The following is an 18,062-nucleotide window of genomic DNA, read 5'->3' as shown; positions in this document are numbered from 1 at the left end:
GGGCTTGCCCCCGATAGCGGTGTGTCTGCAGACACATATATCAACTGACCCACCGCCATCGGGGGCAAGCCCCCTCCCACATTGGATCTTCATACCCCCAAGCAGGCGGCCAGACCTGCGATGGAGCGATCAACCGTGATCCTGAGGACTAACCCAACCTTTTAGGAGTACTGCCATGAGCGCCAACGTCGACCAGAACAACCGTCCCGACTACGACCAGGTCCTGCAGGACATCGCCGACTATGTCCTCACTTACCGGATCGATTCCCAGGCCGCATTGGACACCGCCCGTAACTGCCTGATGGACACGCTGGGCTGCGGCCTGCTGGCCCTGCGTTTCCCGGAGTGCACCAAGCACCTGGGGCAGATGGTCGAGGGCACGGTGGTGCCGTTTGGCGCTCGTGTACCGGGCACTTCGTTCCGGCTGGACCCGGTCAAGGCGGCGTGGGACATCGGCTGCATCGTGCGTTGGCTCGACTACAACGACACCTGGCTCGCCGCCGAGTGGGGCCACCCCTCGGACAACCTCGGCGGCATTCTCGCCGTGGCCGATCACCTGTCGCAAAAGCGGGTGGCCAACGGTGAGGCACCGCTGACCCTGCGCGCGGTGCTGGAAGCGATGATCATGGCCCACGAAATCCAGGGCGTGATTGCCCTGGAAAACTCGTTCAACCGCGTCGGCCTCGACCATGTGCTGCTGGTAAAAGTCGCCTCCACGGCAGTGACCGCCAAGCTGATGGGCGCCAACCGTGAGCAACTGCTCGCGGCCTTGTCCCACGCGTTTGTCGATGGGCAGGCGTTGCGTACGTATCGGCATGCGCCGAATGCCGGTTCGCGCAAATCCTGGGCGGCGGGTGATGCCTCCAGCCGGGGTGTGCGCCTGGCGGATATCGCGATGCGCGGCGAGATGGGCATCCCCGGTGTATTAAGCGCACCGCAGTGGGGGTTCTACGACGTATTGTTCAGCCACACCAACAAGGACCTGGCGCTCAAGCCGCAGGACAAGCGCGGGTTCAGCCTGTCCCAGCCCTACGGCACTTATGTGATGGAAAACGTGCTGTTCAAGATCAGCTTCCCCGCCGAGTTCCACGCGCAAACGGCCTGCGAAGCGGCGGTGGCCTTGCATCCGTTGGTCAAGGATCGCCTGCAGGAAATCGAACGTATCGTGATCACCACCCATGAGTCGGCGATTCGTATCATTTCCAAGGTCGGGCAACTGGCCAACGCCGCTGACCGTGACCACTGCCTGCAATACATGACCGCCGTGCCGCTGGCGTTCGGCAATCTGGTGGCCGAGCAGTACGAAGACGAATTCCACGCCGCCCATCCGATCATCGACGCGCTGCGGGACAAAATGGTCATCGTCGAAGACCCCCGCTACAGCCGCGAATACCTGGAGGCGGACAAACGCTCCATCGCCAACGCGGTGCAGGTGTTCTTCAAGGACGGCAGCAGCACCGAGCAGGTGGCGGTGGAGTACCCGATCGGCCATCGCCGTCGCCGGGTGGATGGCATTCCGTTATTGGAAGACAAGTTCAAGGCCAACCTGGCCACGCGCTTTACCGCGCAGCGCAGCGCCGAGATTTTTGCGTTGTGCAAAGATCAGGCGCGGCTTGAGGCAACTCCGGTAAACCGGTTTGTTGATCTGTTCGTGATCTAGCAGGCATCCCGTATTTATCTGTGGAAACCCAATGAATGTTGGAGGGGGGGCTCCCACAGTTGACCGTGTTCACTCGAATCGCAGTATGACCCTGCGGTTGTGTTTGCTCTTCTTCTCGATCTTCTCGCAGAACACCCGGCCTATTTCTTCGGTGTTGAGCACATGGGTGCCGCCGCACGGCTGGATATCGATACCGGCGATTTCAATCACCCGCACCGCACCTTGAATCACCGGCGGTGCCACCGCCTGGGTGCGGGTGATCTGCAGCAGGGTGGCGTACTCGGTGGCCGGCATCGACAGGGTTTTCACCGGGTGGGCCTGCTCGATCAGCGCGTTGAGGTCGCGGGTGATGCTGTCTTTGTCGAGGGTCATTTCCGGCAGGTCGAAGTCCAGGCGACCTTTGTCTGCACTGATGCTGCATCCGGTGACCGGCGCGTCGATGATCGAGCACAGCAGGTGCAGGCAGGTGTGCATCTTCATGTGCTGGTAGCGCCGGTCCCAGTCGAGGCCGGCGTCCACCTGCACTCCGGCGGTCAATTGCTCGGGGCAGTGTTCCACCTGGTGCCAGATGATTGAGCGCTGCACCGGGTCGCGTACTGTGCCGGTCACTTCGACCCGCGTACCGTCCTCCAGTGTGAGGTGGCCCGTGTCGCCTGGCTGCCCGCCCCCGGTGGGGTAAAACAACGTGTGTTCCAGGGCGACGCCGTGTTCGCTGACGGCAATCACTCGGGCGCTGAAGGCGTTCTGGTAGGGTGCGCTGTCGAACAGCGCCAGGGTTTCCATGGTGTGCACGGACATGTTCAACCTCCAACGATCAATGGGCTGGCTTGCAACAGGGAACGCACCATCGCACTCAAGCCAGGCGGGGAAAGCAGGGTGATTTCAAATTCCGGGCCGCAGACCTTCAGGTTCAGCGGCAGGCGTGGCAGGTGGTTGCCCGACTCGATGCGATGCAGGCGAAATTGCAGGTGATGACGCTCCTTCACCGTGGGCTCCAGCATCAGCCCAGGCAAGGGATGGAAGTCGGCGTCCAGTACCGTGACCTTATGGCTCGCATTGATCTCGCCGACCACGTGCAGACGCTCATCCAGGGCAAAGGCGCCGAGGTAATTGCTGTGGTCCGACTCGTCGTTTTTTTGCAGTTGGATCTGGTTCACCACCTTCACCTTGGTGCCGGCGGGCACATCCTGGGTGATCACGCAGGAGGGGCTGATAAACACGTTGTCGCCGATCAGTACATAGCCGAGCACGCGGGCGCCGGAACCAACCTCGACGTTATTGCCCAGGCGTGGGTGGCGCTTGCCGTCGGGGTTGTTGGCGATGCCACGGGCGCCCAGGGTCACGCCGCAGAGGATGTAGCAGTCGTTGCCGATCTCACACGTTTCGCCGATCACGGTGCCGTAGCCGTGATCCAGTACAAAGCGCCGACCAATGCGCGCCGCCGGGTGGATCTCGGCGCCGGAAAGCACCTTGCCCTGGTTGCTCAGCTTGAGGGCGATACGCGAGAAGACGCCGTTGGTGCGGTCGGGGAAATGCCACACCAGGTGCGCCAGCCGGTAATACAGCACCGCCTTGAACGACGCGTAGGACTCCAGGATCAGCTCACCGCGCCCACGGGATGCCGGGTCGCGGTAGGCGTAGGCGATCAAATCCTCGGCCACCGCCTGGGCGGCATTCTGTACCAGCGGTGCCAGATGCGGCTCCAGCTGTTTCATCTGTGCCAGCGTGAGGGTCTTGATGAGGTGAGTCAGCAACTCATCGTGCAACTGTTGCATGTCGATAAAGCCACCCATTGAGGCACCCCCGTCGTCTGATTGGTTGGAAAACCGCTTATTCGAAACTGGGCAGGTAGCTGTCGGCATTGTCGTAGACCATGGTCAGCACCACCGTTTCGGGCGGCAGTTCCGGGGCGAGTTGGGCGACGGCCACCATGTTGGCGGCCGAGGACAAACCCAGGCTGATGGCATCCGTGCGCATGATGCGTTTCATCATGTCGATGCAGTCCTGGCGCGAGACCTTGAGCATGCCGTCGATCACGTCCAGGTTGAGGATGCTCGGGATCAGGCCGATCGACAGGCCCTGGATATGGTGCGGCGCATGCTGGTTTTTCAGCAGGTCGCATTCTTCCGGTTCCACCCCCATGACGCGCAGCCCCGGCCAGGCGGCTTTCAGGGTTTCGCCAATACCGGTGATATGCCCGCCGGTGCCGATTCCGCTGACAAAGTAGTCGGCGCGACGCTCGCCGAACGCACGCAGGATTTCCGGTGCGGTGGTGTCGCGATGGGTCTGTGGGTTGGCGCCGTTGCGCTGCTGGTTGAGCATCACGTAGCTGGGGTTTTCCAACTGCAGTTCCATGCATTTTTCGCCGTGGGAATTGTTGCCCAGGCGGCTGTCCGACAGCACCACCTTGGCGCCGTACAGGCGCAGCAGCTTCTGTTTTTCGGGGCTGTAGTTGTCGGGGATCACCAGCACCACCTTGTAGCCCAGCACATTGCCGGCCATGACCAGGCCGATACCGGTATTGCCGCCGCTGGGCTCGATGATGGTTTGCCCGGAGTCACGGATCAGCACGCCCCGGCGTTCGGCGTCGAGGATCATGCCCAAGGCAATGCGCGCCTTGTGGCTGCCACCCGGGTTGAGGGATTCGAGCTTGGCATAGACCTCGATACCGAGGTCTTCGGAGAACTGCGCCAGGCGCACGATCGGCGTTTGGCCGATGACGTCGAGAATGGAATTGTGCAACATCATTCAGTCCTCGACTCAATACAAGGGCATGTCGGGTTCGACGTCGCGAACCCAATGCTTCATGCCGCCCTGCAGGACTTTGGTGTTGGCGAAACCCGCCGCCAGCAAGGTGCTGGCGGCTTGCTCGGCGCGGGTGCCGGCGTAGCAGATCAGATAGTGGGTGTTGTCCCGGCTGAGGCGCTCGAGCTGATTGTCCAGTTCGGCCAGGGGGATATGCACCACACCTGGCAATTTGCACACCTCCAGTTCGCTGGCATCACGCACGTCCAGCAATACATCGACGCTGCGCGGGTGTTCGAGCAATTGCTTGAGTACACGGGGCTTTATGTAGCGCTCTTCGGCCAGGGACGGCTGGCTGGGCACAGCGTCTGCACAGACAGCCGGTGCCATGCTTTCGCTATGGCGCAGTTCGGAGCAGCACGGGCAGTCGGCACGCCGCTTGAAGCGGATCTCGCTGAACTTCATTGCCAGCGCATCGAAGCGCATCAAGCGGCCGGACAGCGGTTCACCGATGCCGATCAACAGCTTGATGGCCTCGGTGGCCTGGATCATCCCGACCACACCGGGCAACACGCCGATCACGCCACCGGCGCTGCAATTGGGCGCCAGTTCGGCGGGCGGCGCGCTGGGGAACAGGCAGCGGTAGCAGGGGCCACCTTTATAGTTGAGTACGCTGATCTGCCCGTCGAAACGGTAGATGGCGCCGTATACCAACGGCTTGCCCAACTGCACGCAGGCGTCGTTGACCAGGTAGCGGGTGTCGAAATTGTCGGTTCCGTCGATCACCAGGTCGTAGGCGCCCACCAGTTCCAGGGCGTTATCGGCATTCAGGGCGGTGTCGTGGGCGTTGATCTGGATATGACGGTTGAGGTCTTGCAGACGTTGCTTGGCGGACTCGACCTTGGGCATGCCGAGGGTGCTGTTGCCATGGACGATCTGGCGTTGCAGGTTGCTGCTTTCCACCACATCGAAGTCCACCAGCCCCAGGGTGCCGACGCCGGCTGCTGCCAGGTACAGGCTGATCGGTGAGCCCAGGCCACCGGTGCCGATGATCAACACCTTGGCTTTCTTGAGGTTCAACTGGCCTTCGCGGCCGACGCCGGGCAGGGTGATGTGGCGCACGTAGCGCTGGACTTCTTCATTGCTCAGTGCGTCGACATCCATGCCACCCGAGGTGGCGAGCAGCACTTCGATCCGGGCTTTTTCCGGCAGTGGGTCGTCGGCGCCGACCAGTTCTTCCTCGGCGGTAAACAGGAAGTGTTCCTTGAGCTGGTTGTTCTTCTCGTGGAACAGGTGCGCACGCAACTGCGGGTGGCTGCTGCAGAGGTTTTCAATGACTTCGCGCAATGTCGTTCCGGCGCCCTCGAGGGTCGATTCCGGCAGCTTGGCCACGCGAACCAGAATGTCGGGGAAAGAGACAGCGTTCATGGACAACTCCGTGTGCAGGTCGTTGAAAGGTTGAAGGGCGAAATGCTTGCCATCCCAGGCAAACAGCTTGGAACCGAGGGCCTGGCCCTGGCGAACGTCGACCACCAGGTAGCTGACGGGGTAGATCGGTTCACCCATGAACAGCGCCTTGTCCTCGTCTTCGTCGCTGAAATAGGCACCGACATCCGGGTGTGAGTGGTAGATCACCACCACCGGGTTATCGCTGCGAAACGCCTTGCTCAGCAGCAGGGTGTCGGCCACCGAGAAGGTGTAGCCGTTGGCGGCGCTGCGCGGGTACATCTCGGGGTTCTTGCGGTGCAGCTCGTTCTGGATATTGCTGCCCAGGTACACGCTGCCGTCAGCGAAGACAAAACCACAGCACTCCTCGGGGTAGCCGCGGCTGGCGTGGGCGTAGATCTGTTCCAGGGCTTCGGGGCGGAGGACGTCCATGTTTCTCTCGCGTGGCTGAAGTTGATGGGGCAGGGCAAGGGTCAATTTTTCTTGGCCAGGAGTTTTTCAACGGGCAGCTTGGTGATCGCAAAGCCGGCCAGCAGGATGGCCGAGTACAGCATCAGGTCGCGAGAAATCGACACGCCTTCGTACCAGGCGCCGATGATCACCGCGAACACCGGGAAGATGATGAACACGAACGACAGGATGATCGGGCTCAAGCGCTTGAGCAGCATGAAGTACACGATGAACCCACCCACCGAGGCCACCAGCCCCAGGTAGAACAGCGCACCCCACGACCGCAGGGTGATGGCTTCGAAAGTCGGCGTCTCAAACCACAGCCCGGCGACGAACAGCATCAGCCCGGCAATACCGATGGGCAGGGTGTTGTAGGTGATCACGCTGATGGCGCTGCCTTTCTGCTTGGTGATGACGTAGCACAAGGCATGCATGATCGCGGCGGTCAGAATCGCCAGTACCCCGAAGAACTCGGCGTGGTCCAGGTGCAGGCCCTGGCTCTTGATGATCATGTAGAGGCTGCCGAAGCCGATACCGATACCGACCACCTGGGAAAAGTAGATGCGTTCGCGCAGGAACAGCGCGGAGAAAATCAGGATGAACACCGGCATGCAACTGAACAGCAGCGCGGTGAGGCCGGACGAGACATGCATCTCGCCGTAGTTGAGCAGGTAGTAGGGCACGCTGAAGTAGGACAGGGTCACGAACACGAAGAACCAGCGGCTCTCGCGGGGAAACAGGACCGGCTCGCGGCGCACCATGGCAAAGCACAGGAACAGCGGGAAGGCGATGAGGAAGCGCAGGCCCGCGGAGGTGAGCGGCGGCACGCTCTCCACGGCAATCTTGATGCCCAGCCAGGTGGTGCCCCAACTCAGGCACACGATCAGGAACATCACACTGGTGATCAGCCCGGCCAGCCACTGTTTTTGGGTTTTGGTCTTGGCGGTGTTTTCGAGAACGGCGGACATTGGCATCGTTTATTGCTTCCCTGAGCCGGAATTGAACTCTATATTGAGCTTGTAATGAGTTGTAAAATTCGGCGATTGAACCCGTAAAAGCACACTATTAGGGCGAAAGATGGCTGTCAAAACAAATATTGACATGGTGTCAATTATGCGTGAGGGGTTGTCCAACGGTCAGGGCGTGAAGTACAAGCGCCTGTCCGACGTCATGGAGCGGGGCATCCTTGAAGGCTTGATTGAACCAGGAAGAAAACTGCCGCCCCATCGGGTACTTTCCGACAATCTTGGCGTCACGATCGGCACCATCAGCCGCGCCTACGGCGAGCTGGAACGCCTGGGGCTGGTGGTGGCGCGGGTGGGGGACGGTACGTTCGTACGCAAGCGTGGTATGGAGCGCCAGCGCGATGAAGGTTTTCGCAACTTCAGCGAAGAGCCGCGCCAATACTTCGACATGAGCCGCAACATGCACATCCCGGGGCAGGAGACGGTGTTCCTGGCCCAGAGCTTCCAAACCCTGTCGACCAACGCCAAGTTCCTCCAGGACATCAGCGCCTACACGCCGGACGCCGGCTTGCCGCGCTACCGTGAAGCCGGTGCGCAATGGCTGGTGCAGCGCGATTTTCATCCGATTCCCGAGCAGGTCATCTGCGTCAACGGCGGCCAGCACGGCTTGCTCTGCTCGATGATGGCACTGTTGCGGGCCGGCGATACGGTGGTCACTGAACAGCTGACCTATCCCGGGCTGATCACCGCCGCGCGCATGCTGGGTATCCGGCTGATCGGTCTGGAGATGGACGAAGAAGGCGTGCTGCCGAGCGCACTGGACGAAGTCTGTCGTAATCACCGGATTTCAGCGCTGTACTGCACGCCGACCATCCAGAACCCCACCACCGCTGTGCTCTCGGTGGCGCGTCGCGAGGCGCTGGCCAAGGTGTGCCGTGAACACAATCTGCTGATTCTTGAGGATGAAGCCCACGGTGTACTTGTGGAAGATCGACCGCCGCCCCTCAGCCATTTCGCCCCTGAGCGTACGATTCTGATCAGCAGCCTGAGCAAAGCGGTGTCCGCCGGGCTGCGTGTGGGCTATGTACATGCGCCGCCCGCGCTGGTCAGCCGTATTTCGGCGGCCCTGCGTTCGACCTGCTGGATGGCCACGCCAGTTACCCTTGAGCTGGCAACCCAGTGGATCGAAAACGGCACGGCGGAATACCTGCTGCGCCAGCAGATCAACGAGATCAGCCGCCGCAAGGCGCTGGTCCGCGACCTGCTGGCGGGCCTGGAGTACCGCACTCACCTCAACAGCCCGCACTTCTGGATAGAAGTGCCGGAACCGTGGCGGGCGTCGGAAATCGAGGCCGAACTCAAGCAGAACAATTACCTGATCGCCACCGCCGAGGCTTTTGCCGTGGGGCAGACAGCGGTGCCGCAGTTTATCCGGGCGAGTATCTGCAATACGTCGGGGGATGATCAGTTGTTGCGGGCGGGGTTTGATGCGCTGGCCACGGCGCTGGGGCAGGGGGGAGGAAGGTTTCAGCTGTAGGCAGGTTCACCGCGTTATCGTTCTTCGCAGGCAAGCCAGCTCCCACATTTTGACCGCATTCCAGAGCTGGAACTCGGTCAACTGTGGGAGCGGGCTTGCCCGCGAAGAGGCCAGTCCAGGCGCCACCCTTACTTGAACCTGCGCTCCACGCCTTTCTCCACCAGAATCTTCGCCGAAATCTCTTCCACCGAGAAATGCGTGGAATTGATGTGCGCAATATTCTCCCGGCGGAACAGATTTTCTACTTCGCGCACTTCAAACTCACACTGGGCATAGCTCGAATAGCGACTGTTGGGCTTGCGCTCATTGCGGATCGCGGTGAGGCGGTCCGGATCAATGGTCAGCCCGAACAGCTTGTGCGAATGCGCGCGCAAGGCCGCCGGCAGCGTCAGGTGCTCCATGTCGTCTTCAGTCAGCGGGTAATTGGCCGCGCGAATCCCGAACTGCATGGCCATGTACAGGCAGGTGGGCGTTTTGCCGCAGCGCGACACGCCGACCAGGATCAGGTCGGCCTTGTCGTAGTAGTGCGTACGGGCGCCGTCGTCGTTGTCGAGGGCGAAGTTCACCGCCTCGATACGCTCCATATAGTTGGAGTTGTGCCCAATGGAATGGGACTTTCCGACCGAATAAGAGGAGTGTTCACTCAACTCCTGCTCCAGTGGCGCCAGGAAGGTCGAGAAAATATCGATCATGAAACCATTCGACGTTGCGAGAATCTCACGGATGTCTTGATTGACGATGGTGTCGAAAATGATCGGCCTAAAACCGTCTTTTTCAGCCGCCAGATTGATTTGTTGTACCATGGCCCGCGCTTTATCCACGCTGTCGATGTAGGGGCGTGTGAATTTGGCGAAGGTAATGTTTTCGAACTGCGCGAGCAGGCTTTGACCCAGAGTTTCGGCTGTAATGCCGGTGCCGTCGGAGATAAAGAAAGCAGATCGTTTCATTTGAGCCCTGGGCCTTAAGCTGATGGCGAATCTTGGATATGATAGGCGCGATTTTGCCGTCCCGCAGTGGGCCGCATTCTCACTTATTTTCCAGGTCCAGGCCACAAGCGCTGGCGAATGCTCCTACTGAGCAGCCGGCGTCCTGAGCTTTTCCAACACAGAAAGTGGAGAGATCACCTTGGTAGAGTACGTAGTTTCCCTCGATAAGCTCGGCGTCCATGATGTGGAGCACGTGGGGGGCAAGAACGCATCCCTCGGCGAGATGATCAGTAATCTTGCAGGCGCTGGTGTGTCGGTGCCCGGTGGTTTCGCCACCACGGCCCAGGCTTACCGCGATTTCCTCGAACTGAGCGGCCTCAACGCTCAGATCCACGCCGCGCTGGACGCCCTGGACGTCGATGACGTCAACGCCCTGGCCAGGACCGGTGCCCAGATCCGCCAATGGATCATGGAAGCCGAGTTCCCCGAGAAGCTCAACGAAGAGATCCGTACCGCCTTCGCCACCCTGTCGGCCGGCAACCCGGACATGGCCGTCGCCGTGCGCTCCTCGGCCACCGCCGAAGACCTGCCGGACGCCTCCTTTGCCGGCCAGCAAGAGACCTTCCTGAACATCCGCGGCGTGGAAAACGTCATTCGCGCCGCCAAGGAAGTGTTCGCCTCGCTGTTCAACGATCGCGCGATTTCCTACCGTGTGCACCAGGGTTTCGACCACAAGCTGGTGGCCTTGTCTGCCGGTGTGCAGCGCATGGTGCGTTCGGAAACCGGCACGGCCGGCGTGATGTTCACCCTCGATACCGAATCGGGCTTCCGTGACGTGGTGTTCATCACCGGCGCCTACGGCCTGGGTGAAACCGTCGTACAGGGCGCGGTCAACCCCGACGAATTCTACGTACACAAGGGCACCCTCGAAGCGGGCCGCCCGGCCATCCTGCGCCGTAACCTGGGCAGCAAGGCCATCAAGATGATCTACGGCGACGAGGCCAAGGCCGGTCGTTCGGTGAAAACCGTTGAAGTCGACAAGGCCGAACGCGCACGTTTCTGCCTGACCGACGCTGAAGTCAGCGAGTTGGCCAAGCAAGCGATGATCATCGAAAAGCACTACAAGTGCCCGATGGACATCGAGTGGGCCAAGGACGGTGACGACGGCAAGCTGTACATCGTGCAAGCCCGTCCGGAAACCGTGAAAAGCCGCACGTCGGCCAATGTCATGGAGCGCTACCTGCTCAAAGAAACCGGCACCGTGCTGGTGGAAGGCCGTGCCATCGGCCAGCGCATCGGCGCTGGCAAGGTGCGGATCATCAAGGACGTGTCCGAGATGGACAAGGTCCAGCCAGGTGACGTACTGGTCTCCGACATGACCGACCCGGACTGGGAACCGGTGATGAAACGCGCCAGTGCCATCGTCACCAACCGTGGCGGGCGTACCTGCCACGCGGCGATCATCGCCCGTGAACTGGGGATCCCTGCGGTAGTCGGTTGCGGCAACGCCACCCAACTGCTCAAGGACGGCCAGGGCGTGACCGTGTCCTGCGCCGAAGGCGACACCGGTTTCATCTTCGAAGGTGAACTGGGCTTCGACATCAAGCAGAACTCCATCGACGCCATGCCGGACCTACCGTTCAAGATCATGATGAACGTCGGCAACCCTGACCGTGCCTTCGACTTCGCGCAATTGCCGAATGCCGGTGTGGGCCTGGCCCGCCTGGAGTTCATCATCAACCGTATGATCGGCGTGCACCCCAAGGCCCTGTTGAACTACGACGGCCTGCCGCTGGACATCAAGGAAAGCGTCGACAAGCGCATCGCCGGCTACAACGACCCGGTGGGCTTCTACGTCGAGAAGCTGGTGGAAGGCATCAGCACGCTGGCGGCGGCGTTCTACCCGAAAAAGGTCATCGTGCGTCTGTCGGACTTCAAGTCCAACGAATACGCCAACCTGATCGGTGGCAAGCTCTACGAGCCGGAAGAAGAAAACCCGATGCTGGGCTTCCGTGGCGCCTCGCGTTACATCAGCGAAGCGTTCCGTGATTGCTTCGAGCTCGAATGCCGCGCCCTCAAGCGCGTGCGCAACGAGATGGGCCTGACCAACGTCGAGATCATGGTGCCGTTCGTGCGCACCTTGGGCGAAGCGAGTCAGGTGGTCGACCTGCTGGCGGAAAACGGCCTGTCCCGTGGCGAAAACGGCCTGCGCGTGATCATGATGTGCGAATTGCCGTCCAACGCCATCCTGGCCGAAGAGTTCCTGGAGTTCTTCGACGGTTTCTCCATCGGTTCCAACGACCTGACCCAGCTGACCCTGGGCCTGGACCGCGATTCGGGGATCATCGCCCACCTGTTCGACGAGCGAAATCCTGCGGTCAAGAAGCTGCTGGTCAACGCCATCCAGGCCTGTAACAAGGCTGGCAAGTACATCGGCATCTGCGGCCAAGGCCCTTCCGACCATCCTGACCTGGCCAAATGGCTGATGGAACAGGGCATCGAAAGCGTCTCGCTGAACCCTGATTCCGTGCTGGAAACCTGGTTCTTCCTGGCGGAAGGTCAAGCGTCCGCCTAAGATCGTCACGTCAAAAGTGCCGGTCACCCGATGAGGGTGACCGGCATTCTTATCTGTGCAGGGCGGAACTCCTTCCGGACGCCGCCCTTTTTTGTGCAAGAGCATTATGCAAAGCAGCAGCAACCTGTTTCCCGTCGCCCTGATCAGCGCTGAACGTCGTGGCGACCTGAGTGAAGATGTGTACCGCCTCAAGCCCGGTAACAGCCCTGACGGCACCGTCGAGCTGGCGGTTACCCGTTTGGGCTTGGCCGATGTCCCGGAAAACCGGGGCATTGCGGTTATTTTATTGCATGGCAGTTTTTCCAATCGACGCTTCTGGTACTCGCCCAAGGGTATCGGCCTGGGCGCTTACCTGGCACGTCAGGGGTTTGATGTGTGGATCCCGGAAATGCGCGGTCATGGTTTGTCCAAGCGCAATCATGACTACGCACGCAACCGCGTCGCTGACTATGCGCGCTACGACTTGCCGGCCATTGGCGCGTTTGTGCGCGAGCAAAGCGGGCAGGTTCCCCACTGGATCGGCCATTCTCTGGGCGGCACCAGCCTGGCCGCAGCGCTTGGCGGGCAGCACCTTGGCTCACCAGCCGTGGCTTCTGTAGCGTTGTTTGGCTGCCAGGTCAGCCGCACCCACTGGCCGTTGAAACTGCCACCGGTGGAGTGGACGGGGCGCTTGCTCTTGAAACGCTTCGGCGAAGTGTCTGGCTCGCGCCTCAAGCGTGGCCCGGAGGACGAGCCGGCAGGTGTGATGATCGAAGCCATGCGCTGGAACGGCCTGTTTGGCCGCTTTGGCGAAGGCAAGAACGACTGGTGGAAAGGCCTGGCAGACGTGGATGTGCCGTTGCTGGCGGTCAGTGCTGCCGGCGACCATCAGGACCCTGACTGGGCGTGTCGCAAGCTGTTCGAACAGGTCGGCTCCGAGCACCGGCAATACCTGTGCCTGGGCCGCCAGCAAGGGTTTACCGAAGATTTCGGGCACGTTGAAATGCTCGTCAGCAAAGCTGCCCAGGCCGAAGTGTGGCCACTGGTGGCGCAATGGCTGAACGACCCGCTCGCCCCATTGTTCGGCGTGCAGCCCGAGGTGTTGGCCACTGTTTGAGGGCAGGGCTCTGCCAAGGGCGTTTCACTCGCGTGTGGTTGCGGCTAAGATATGACGCGTTAAACGCTTCTGGTCATATTCAGTCGCGCAGTGGCTATTGCGTTGCGGCGAAGTGGATGGGATGTTTCGCACCTGCTTGGGCTGGCGCTTCTTTCGAAAGACGCTTCTTTGACGGAAAGGAATTGTTCAATGAACCATTACGTGACCCCCGACCTGTGCGACGCGTACCCGGAGCTGGTGCAGGTGCTTGAGCCGATGTTCAGCAACTTCGGCGGCCGAGATTCCTTCGGTGGCGAGATTGTCACCATCAAATGCTTCGAAGATAACTCCCTGGTCAAGGAACAGGCTGACCAGCCGGGCGCCGGCAAGGTACTGGTGGTCGACGGTGGTGGTTCCCTGCGCCGTGCGTTGCTGGGTGACATGATCGCCGAGAAGGCCGCGAAAAACGGCTGGGAAGGGCTGGTGATCTACGGCTGCATCCGTGACGTCGATGTGATCGCCCAGACCGACCTGGGTGTGCAGGCCCTGGCCAGTCATCCGATGAAGACCGACAAGCGTGGCATCGGCGACTTGAACGTGGTGGTCACCTTTGCCGGGGTGACGTTCCGCCCGGGCGAGTACATCTATGCCGACAATAACGGCGTGATCGTGTCGCCCAGCCCGCTGAAAATGCCTGAATAAACTGCAATAACCGACGGGGTGAGGATGTTCGAGGAAGAAAACGCGCAATGGGGGCTGGTGCATGCTCTGGTGCTGGACGGTAAAGGCGGTGCGCGTTCGATTGCCCGGACAGAGCTCGACGACTTGCAACTGCAGCCTCAGGAAAGCCTGTGGTTGCATTGGGATCGCAGCCATCCGCAAACCCAGACCTGGCTGCGCAAATCCAGTGGCCTGAGCGAGTTCGCCTGTGACCTCTTGCTGGAGGAGAACACCCGCCCGCGCCTGTTGCCGCTGCCGGACTCGGAATTGCTGCTGTTCTTGCGAGGGGTCAACCTCAACCCCGGTGCCGAACCGGAGGACATGGTCTCGGTGCGCATCTTCGCCGCTGCCAGCCGGGTGATTTCCCTGCGGTTGCGCCCGTTGCGCGCCACCGACGAGCTGCTGGTGCAATTGGCGGATGGCAAGGGGCCGAAGACCGCCTCTGAACTCATCCTTTATATGGCTCAGTACCTCACCAATAAAGTGCAGGATCTGGTCTCCGACCTGTCCGAAATCGTCGACGTAGAGGAAGAAAAACTCGATACCGACGAACGGTATACTCCGGAACATGGCAGCGTTTTGCAGATCCGTCGACGGGCGGCCGGGCTGAAGCGATTCCTGGCGCCGCAGCGAGATATTTTTGCCCAGCTCACGCGGATCAAATTGCCGTGGTTCTGTGACGACGATGCCGACTATTGGAACGAATTGAACAACAGTCTTACTCGTTATCTGGAAGAGCTCGAATTGACCCGAGAGCGCGTGGGGCTTGTGCTGGAGGCCGAAGACCGGCGTTTGAGCGTGCGTATGAACCGCACCATGTACCGCTTCGGGATCATCACCGGGATCTTCCTGCCGATGAGTTTTCTCACCGGCTTGCTGGGTATCAATGTGGGCGGGATTCCGTTCTCTGCCAGCCCCTATGGATTCATGATTGCGTGTCTGTTGATGGTCTCGGTGGCGCTTGGACAATGGTGGCTTTTTCGACGATTGCGCTGGGTTTGACCTGAATATGAGCTGAACGTAGGAAGGGTCCTATGTGACCCCGAGAATTTAACCCTCGTCTTTTAAATCACTTGCGAGAGGTCCTTATGCACGATCCGTTCGAACAGTCTTTGCGTGACATGCTCAATGCCTCGCCGTCCAACCGGGACGACGATGCCTGTCTGGGCCGCGTGTTGAAAACCGCCAACCGTCAGGTAGGTGCGGGGGATCTGTTCGGTCTGCTCGGGCGCTGGGTGCCGGCGTTGATGATGGCCCTGAACAACGGTTCAGCCCACGTTTCACCGGTTTCCCGTCGTAAACCTCTTGCTCGCACTGCTGATAAGGCTGATTGAACATGGAACTTGATCTCTGGACCCAGAGCCTGGTCACCGCGATGACCGCATTGTGGACCAAGGTGGCGAATTTCATTCCCAACCTGTTTGGTGCCCTGGTGCTGGTGTTGCTGGGCTTTGTCGTGGCCAAGCTGCTCGACACCCTGCTGTCCAAATTGCTCGCGAAACTGGGCCTCGACCGTCTGATGGCGGGCACCGGCCTGACCAAGCTGTTGTGGCGTGCCGGGCTGCAAGTACCGATCTCGACATTGATCGGCAAGATCGTTTATTGGTTTGTTTTGCTGATTTTCCTGGTTTCTGCGGCTCAATCCCTTGGACTTGAGCGAGTTTCAGCTACGCTCGACATGCTGGCGCTGTATTTGCCGAAGGTTTTCGGCGGCGCGCTGGTGCTGCTGGTAGGCGTTTTGTTGGCGCAACTGGCCAATGGGCTGGTGCGCGGCGCCGCCGAAGGCGTGGGGTTGGACTATGCTGCCGGCCTGGGGCGAATTGCCCAGGGCCTGGTGATCATCATCAGTATTTCGGTCGCGATCAGCCAGTTGGAGGTCAAGACTGACCTGCTCAACCACGTGATTGTGATCGTTTTGATTACCGTTGGTCTGGCCGTTGCGCTGGCCATGGGCTTGGGAAGCCGGGAAATTGCCGGCCAGATTCTTGCGGGAATCTATGTGCGTGAGTTGTATCAGGTAGGGCAACAGGTGCGTGTGGGCGAGGTCGAAGGGCAAATCGAGGAGATCGGCACAGTCAAGACGACAGTGCTGACCGATGACGGCGACCTGGTGTCGTTGTCCAATCGGATTCTCCTGGAGCAGCAGGTCAGTAGCCGCTAACCCGGCAAACCCTGCTAATGTACGCCGCCGCGAACCCGGCTGATCGGGCAGTGGCGGACATTGACCTGACTGTCGGCACGACTTGTTTTGAATAAAGCCCAAACGCTGTCCACGCGCTATGACCCCCGTGAGCTCTCTGATGAGGAGTTGGTCGCGCGCGCACACACGGAGCTGTTTCACGTAACTCGCGCGTACGAAGAATTGATGCGCAGATATCAACGCACTCTGTTCAACGTTTGTTCAAGGTATTTGGGGAACGATAGAGATGCGGACGATGTCTGTCAGGAAGTGATGCTCAAGGTGCTGTACGGCCTGAAGAACTTCGAGGGCAAATCGAAGTTCAAGACATGGCTGTACAGCATCACGTACAACGAGTGCATCACGCAGTATCGGAAGGAACGGCGAAAGCGTCGCTTGATGGACGCGTTGAGTCTTGACCCCCTTGAGGAAGCGTCTGAAGAGAAGGCGCCGGCACCCGAGGAGAAGGGCGGACTTGATCGCTGGTTGGTGTATGTGAACCCGATTGACCGGGAAATTCTGGTGCTACGATTTGTCGCAGAGCTGGAATTCCAGGAAATCGCTGACATCATGCACATGGGTTTGAGTGCTACAAAAATGCGTTACAAACGTGCTCTTGATAAATTACGTGAGAAATTTGCGGGCGAGACTGAAACTTAGTGCGTGGCAAATATCTCTTACGTGTAGGCAAGTTCTGTTAGACTTGTCGCCGAGTTGTCCCCCGGTTTGTGGGACTGCTTTACAATCACCAGATGGGGATTTAACGGATGAAACTGAAAAACACCTTGGGCTTGGCCATTGGTTCTCTTATTGCCGCTACTTCTTTCGGCGTTCTGGCACAAGGCCAAGGCGCAGTTGAAGGCGAGCTGTTCTACAAGAAGCAGTACAACGATAGCGTCAAGCACATCGAAGACGGCTTCAATCCTGGCGCTCGCATCGGTTACTTCCTGACCGACGACCTGTCCTTGAACCTGTCCTACGACAAGACCAACCACACCCGTTCGAACGACGGTACTGGTAACCAGAAGATCAAAGGCGATACCGGCAGCCTGGTTGCCCAGTATCACTTCGGTCAAGCTGGCGTAGACAGCCTGCGTCCATACGTAGAAGGCGGTTTCGGCCACCAGAGCCGTACCAACGTTCAGGCTGACGGCCACAGCGGTCGCGACCAGACTACCTTCGCTACCGTTGGTACTGGCGTGAAGTACTACTTCACCAACAACCTGTACGCTCGTGCCGGTGTTGAAGCTGACTACGGTCTGGACAACGGCAAGTGGGACTACTCCGCACTGGTCGGCCTGGGCGTGAACTTCGGCGGTAACGCTGGCGCAGCTGCTCCAGCTCCTACCCCAGCACCAGCTCCAGAGCCAACTCCAGAGCCAGAAGCTCCAGTTGCTCAGGTTGTACGTGTTGAGCTGGACGTCAAGTTCGACTTCGACAAGTCGGTTGTTAAGCCTAACAGCTACGGCGACGTGAAAAACCTGGCCGACTTCATGGCTCAGTACCCAGCTACCAACGTAGAAGTTGCTGGTCACACTGACTCCGTAGGTCCAGACGCTTACAACCAGAAGCTGTCCCAGCGTCGTGCTGACGCTGTTAAGCAAGTCCTGGTTAAAGACGGCGTTGCTCCTAGCCGTATCACCGCAGTAGGTTACGGCGAGTCCCGCCCAGTTGCTGACAACGCAACTGAAGCTGGTCGTGCTGTTAACCGTCGCGTAGAAGCGTCGGTTGAAGCTCAAGCTCAGTAATTACTGAGTTGTAGAAAAAAGCCCGGCTTAGGCCGG

General features: G+C 59.9%; 16 protein-coding genes. 10 read left to right on the top strand and 6 right to left on the bottom strand.

Features of this window, described 5'->3' with window-relative positions:
- The first annotated feature begins 175 nt into the window (after nt 1-175).
- Nucleotides 176-1,660 carry a 2-methylcitrate dehydratase gene (gene prpD / locus ACZ445_RS22755; RefSeq protein WP_464707609.1) on the top strand — a complete coding sequence of 495 codons (1,485 nt, stop codon included), beginning with the start codon at nt 176-178 and terminating at the stop codon, nt 1,658-1,660.
- A 69-nt stretch (nt 1,661-1,729) separates the two neighbouring features.
- On the opposite strand, the gene ACZ445_RS22750 is transcribed toward prpD, so the two are convergent.
- Genes ACZ445_RS22750 through ACZ445_RS22730 form a run of 5 tightly spaced genes read right to left on the bottom strand, consistent with a single transcriptional unit; the run spans nt 1,730 to nt 7,218 of the window.
- A complete protein-coding gene (locus tag ACZ445_RS22750; RefSeq protein ID WP_464707607.1) occupies nt 1,730-2,458 on the bottom strand; it encodes an alanyl-tRNA editing protein in 729 nt (242 codons plus the stop codon).
- Nucleotides 2,459-2,460: 2 nt separating this feature from the next.
- Nucleotides 2,461-3,453: a serine O-acetyltransferase gene (locus ACZ445_RS22745; protein WP_058427383.1), complete on the bottom strand. Its 993-nt coding sequence runs from the start codon at nt 3,451-3,453 to the stop codon at nt 2,461-2,463.
- A gap of 37 nt (nt 3,454-3,490) precedes the next feature.
- Entirely contained in the window at nt 3,491-4,405 is a 915-nt protein-coding gene (locus tag ACZ445_RS22740; RefSeq protein WP_058427504.1) for a PLP-dependent cysteine synthase family protein, read from the bottom strand.
- Nucleotides 4,406-4,420: 15 nt separating this feature from the next.
- Nucleotides 4,421-6,283, bottom strand: coding sequence for a molybdopterin-synthase adenylyltransferase MoeB (moeB, locus tag ACZ445_RS22735; protein WP_464707606.1), 1,863 nt, complete (start codon nt 6,281-6,283; stop codon nt 4,421-4,423).
- Nucleotides 6,284-6,324: 41 nt separating this feature from the next.
- Nucleotides 6,325-7,218 (bottom strand): DMT family transporter, encoded by an 894-nt coding sequence (locus ACZ445_RS22730; RefSeq protein ID WP_179029402.1) that lies wholly within the window; start codon nt 7,216-7,218, stop codon nt 6,325-6,327.
- Nucleotides 7,219-7,378: 160 nt separating this feature from the next.
- On the opposite strand from ACZ445_RS22730, the gene ACZ445_RS22725 reads away from it, so the two are divergent.
- A complete protein-coding gene (locus tag ACZ445_RS22725) occupies nt 7,379-8,803 on the top strand; it encodes an aminotransferase-like domain-containing protein (protein ID WP_058427380.1) in 1,425 nt (474 codons plus the stop codon).
- Nucleotides 8,804-8,931: 128 nt separating this feature from the next.
- On the opposite strand, the gene ppsR is transcribed toward ACZ445_RS22725, so the two are convergent.
- Entirely contained in the window at nt 8,932-9,750 is an 819-nt protein-coding gene (gene ppsR / locus ACZ445_RS22720; RefSeq protein ID WP_003193298.1) for a posphoenolpyruvate synthetase regulatory kinase/phosphorylase PpsR, read from the bottom strand.
- 178 nt (nt 9,751-9,928) lie between these two features.
- Between ppsR and ppsA the strand changes: the two genes are divergently transcribed.
- From ppsA to ACZ445_RS22680, 8 genes are all read left to right on the top strand, one after another.
- Nucleotides 9,929-12,304 (top strand): phosphoenolpyruvate synthase, encoded by a 2,376-nt coding sequence (gene ppsA, locus ACZ445_RS22715; protein WP_464707605.1) that lies wholly within the window; start codon nt 9,929-9,931, stop codon nt 12,302-12,304.
- A 106-nt stretch (nt 12,305-12,410) separates the two neighbouring features.
- The gene (locus tag ACZ445_RS22710) at nt 12,411-13,400 is read left to right on the top strand and encodes an alpha/beta fold hydrolase (protein ID WP_058427378.1); all 990 of its coding nucleotides are present in this window, start codon (nt 12,411-12,413) and stop codon (nt 13,398-13,400) included.
- Nucleotides 13,401-13,589: 189 nt separating this feature from the next.
- The gene (rraA, locus tag ACZ445_RS22705) at nt 13,590-14,081 is read left to right on the top strand and encodes a ribonuclease E activity regulator RraA (RefSeq protein ID WP_058427377.1); all 492 of its coding nucleotides are present in this window, start codon (nt 13,590-13,592) and stop codon (nt 14,079-14,081) included.
- Between the two features lie 24 nt (nt 14,082-14,105).
- Nucleotides 14,106-15,101 carry a zinc transporter ZntB gene (locus ACZ445_RS22700; RefSeq protein ID WP_058427376.1) on the top strand — a complete coding sequence of 332 codons (996 nt, stop codon included), beginning with the start codon at nt 14,106-14,108 and terminating at the stop codon, nt 15,099-15,101.
- 86 nt (nt 15,102-15,187) lie between these two features.
- Nucleotides 15,188-15,433 (top strand): hypothetical protein, encoded by a 246-nt coding sequence (locus ACZ445_RS22695; RefSeq protein ID WP_025854229.1) that lies wholly within the window; start codon nt 15,188-15,190, stop codon nt 15,431-15,433.
- A 2-nt stretch (nt 15,434-15,435) separates the two neighbouring features.
- On the top strand, nt 15,436-16,260 hold the full coding sequence (locus ACZ445_RS22690; RefSeq protein ID WP_058427375.1) for a mechanosensitive ion channel family protein: 825 nt from the start codon (nt 15,436-15,438) through the stop codon (nt 16,258-16,260).
- 87 nt (nt 16,261-16,347) lie between these two features.
- Nucleotides 16,348-16,938: an RNA polymerase sigma factor SigX gene (gene sigX, locus ACZ445_RS22685; protein ID WP_003175518.1), complete on the top strand. Its 591-nt coding sequence runs from the start codon at nt 16,348-16,350 to the stop codon at nt 16,936-16,938.
- A gap of 107 nt (nt 16,939-17,045) precedes the next feature.
- Entirely contained in the window at nt 17,046-18,026 is a 981-nt protein-coding gene (locus tag ACZ445_RS22680) for an OmpA family protein (RefSeq protein ID WP_015885346.1), read from the top strand.
- Nucleotides 18,027-18,062 lie beyond the last annotated feature (36 nt).

It is taken from the genome of Pseudomonas allii, assembly GCF_055380095.1.
The sequence above is the reverse complement of the archived record's forward strand: the minus strand, read 5'-3'. Positions and strand labels throughout refer to the sequence as shown.

Bases quoted from the DNA above. Each gene is read 5' to 3' on its own strand.
- prpD (WP_464707609.1), top strand. From the start codon at position 176: ATGAGCGCCAACGTCGACCAGAACAACCGTCCCGACTACGACCAGGTC.
- ACZ445_RS22750 (WP_464707607.1), bottom strand. From the start codon at position 2,458: ATGTCCGTGCACACCATGGAAACCCTGGCGCTGTTCGACAGCGCACCC.
- ACZ445_RS22745 (WP_058427383.1), bottom strand. From the start codon at position 3,453: ATGGGTGGCTTTATCGACATGCAACAGTTGCACGATGAGTTGCTGACT.
- ACZ445_RS22740 (WP_058427504.1), bottom strand. From the start codon at position 4,405: ATGTTGCACAATTCCATTCTCGACGTCATCGGCCAAACGCCGATCGTG.
- moeB (WP_464707606.1), bottom strand. From the start codon at position 6,283: ATGGACGTCCTCCGCCCCGAAGCCCTGGAACAGATCTACGCCCACGCC.
- ACZ445_RS22725 (WP_058427380.1), top strand. From the start codon at position 7,379: ATGGCTGTCAAAACAAATATTGACATGGTGTCAATTATGCGTGAGGGG.
- ppsR (WP_003193298.1), bottom strand. From the start codon at position 9,750: ATGAAACGATCTGCTTTCTTTATCTCCGACGGCACCGGCATTACAGCC.
- ACZ445_RS22710 (WP_058427378.1), top strand. From the start codon at position 12,411: ATGCAAAGCAGCAGCAACCTGTTTCCCGTCGCCCTGATCAGCGCTGAA.
- rraA (WP_058427377.1), top strand. From the start codon at position 13,590: ATGAACCATTACGTGACCCCCGACCTGTGCGACGCGTACCCGGAGCTG.
- ACZ445_RS22700 (WP_058427376.1), top strand. From the start codon at position 14,106: ATGTTCGAGGAAGAAAACGCGCAATGGGGGCTGGTGCATGCTCTGGTG.
- ACZ445_RS22695 (WP_025854229.1), top strand. From the start codon at position 15,188: ATGCACGATCCGTTCGAACAGTCTTTGCGTGACATGCTCAATGCCTCG.
- ACZ445_RS22690 (WP_058427375.1), top strand. From the start codon at position 15,436: ATGGAACTTGATCTCTGGACCCAGAGCCTGGTCACCGCGATGACCGCA.
- ACZ445_RS22680 (WP_015885346.1), top strand. From the start codon at position 17,046: ATGAAACTGAAAAACACCTTGGGCTTGGCCATTGGTTCTCTTATTGCC.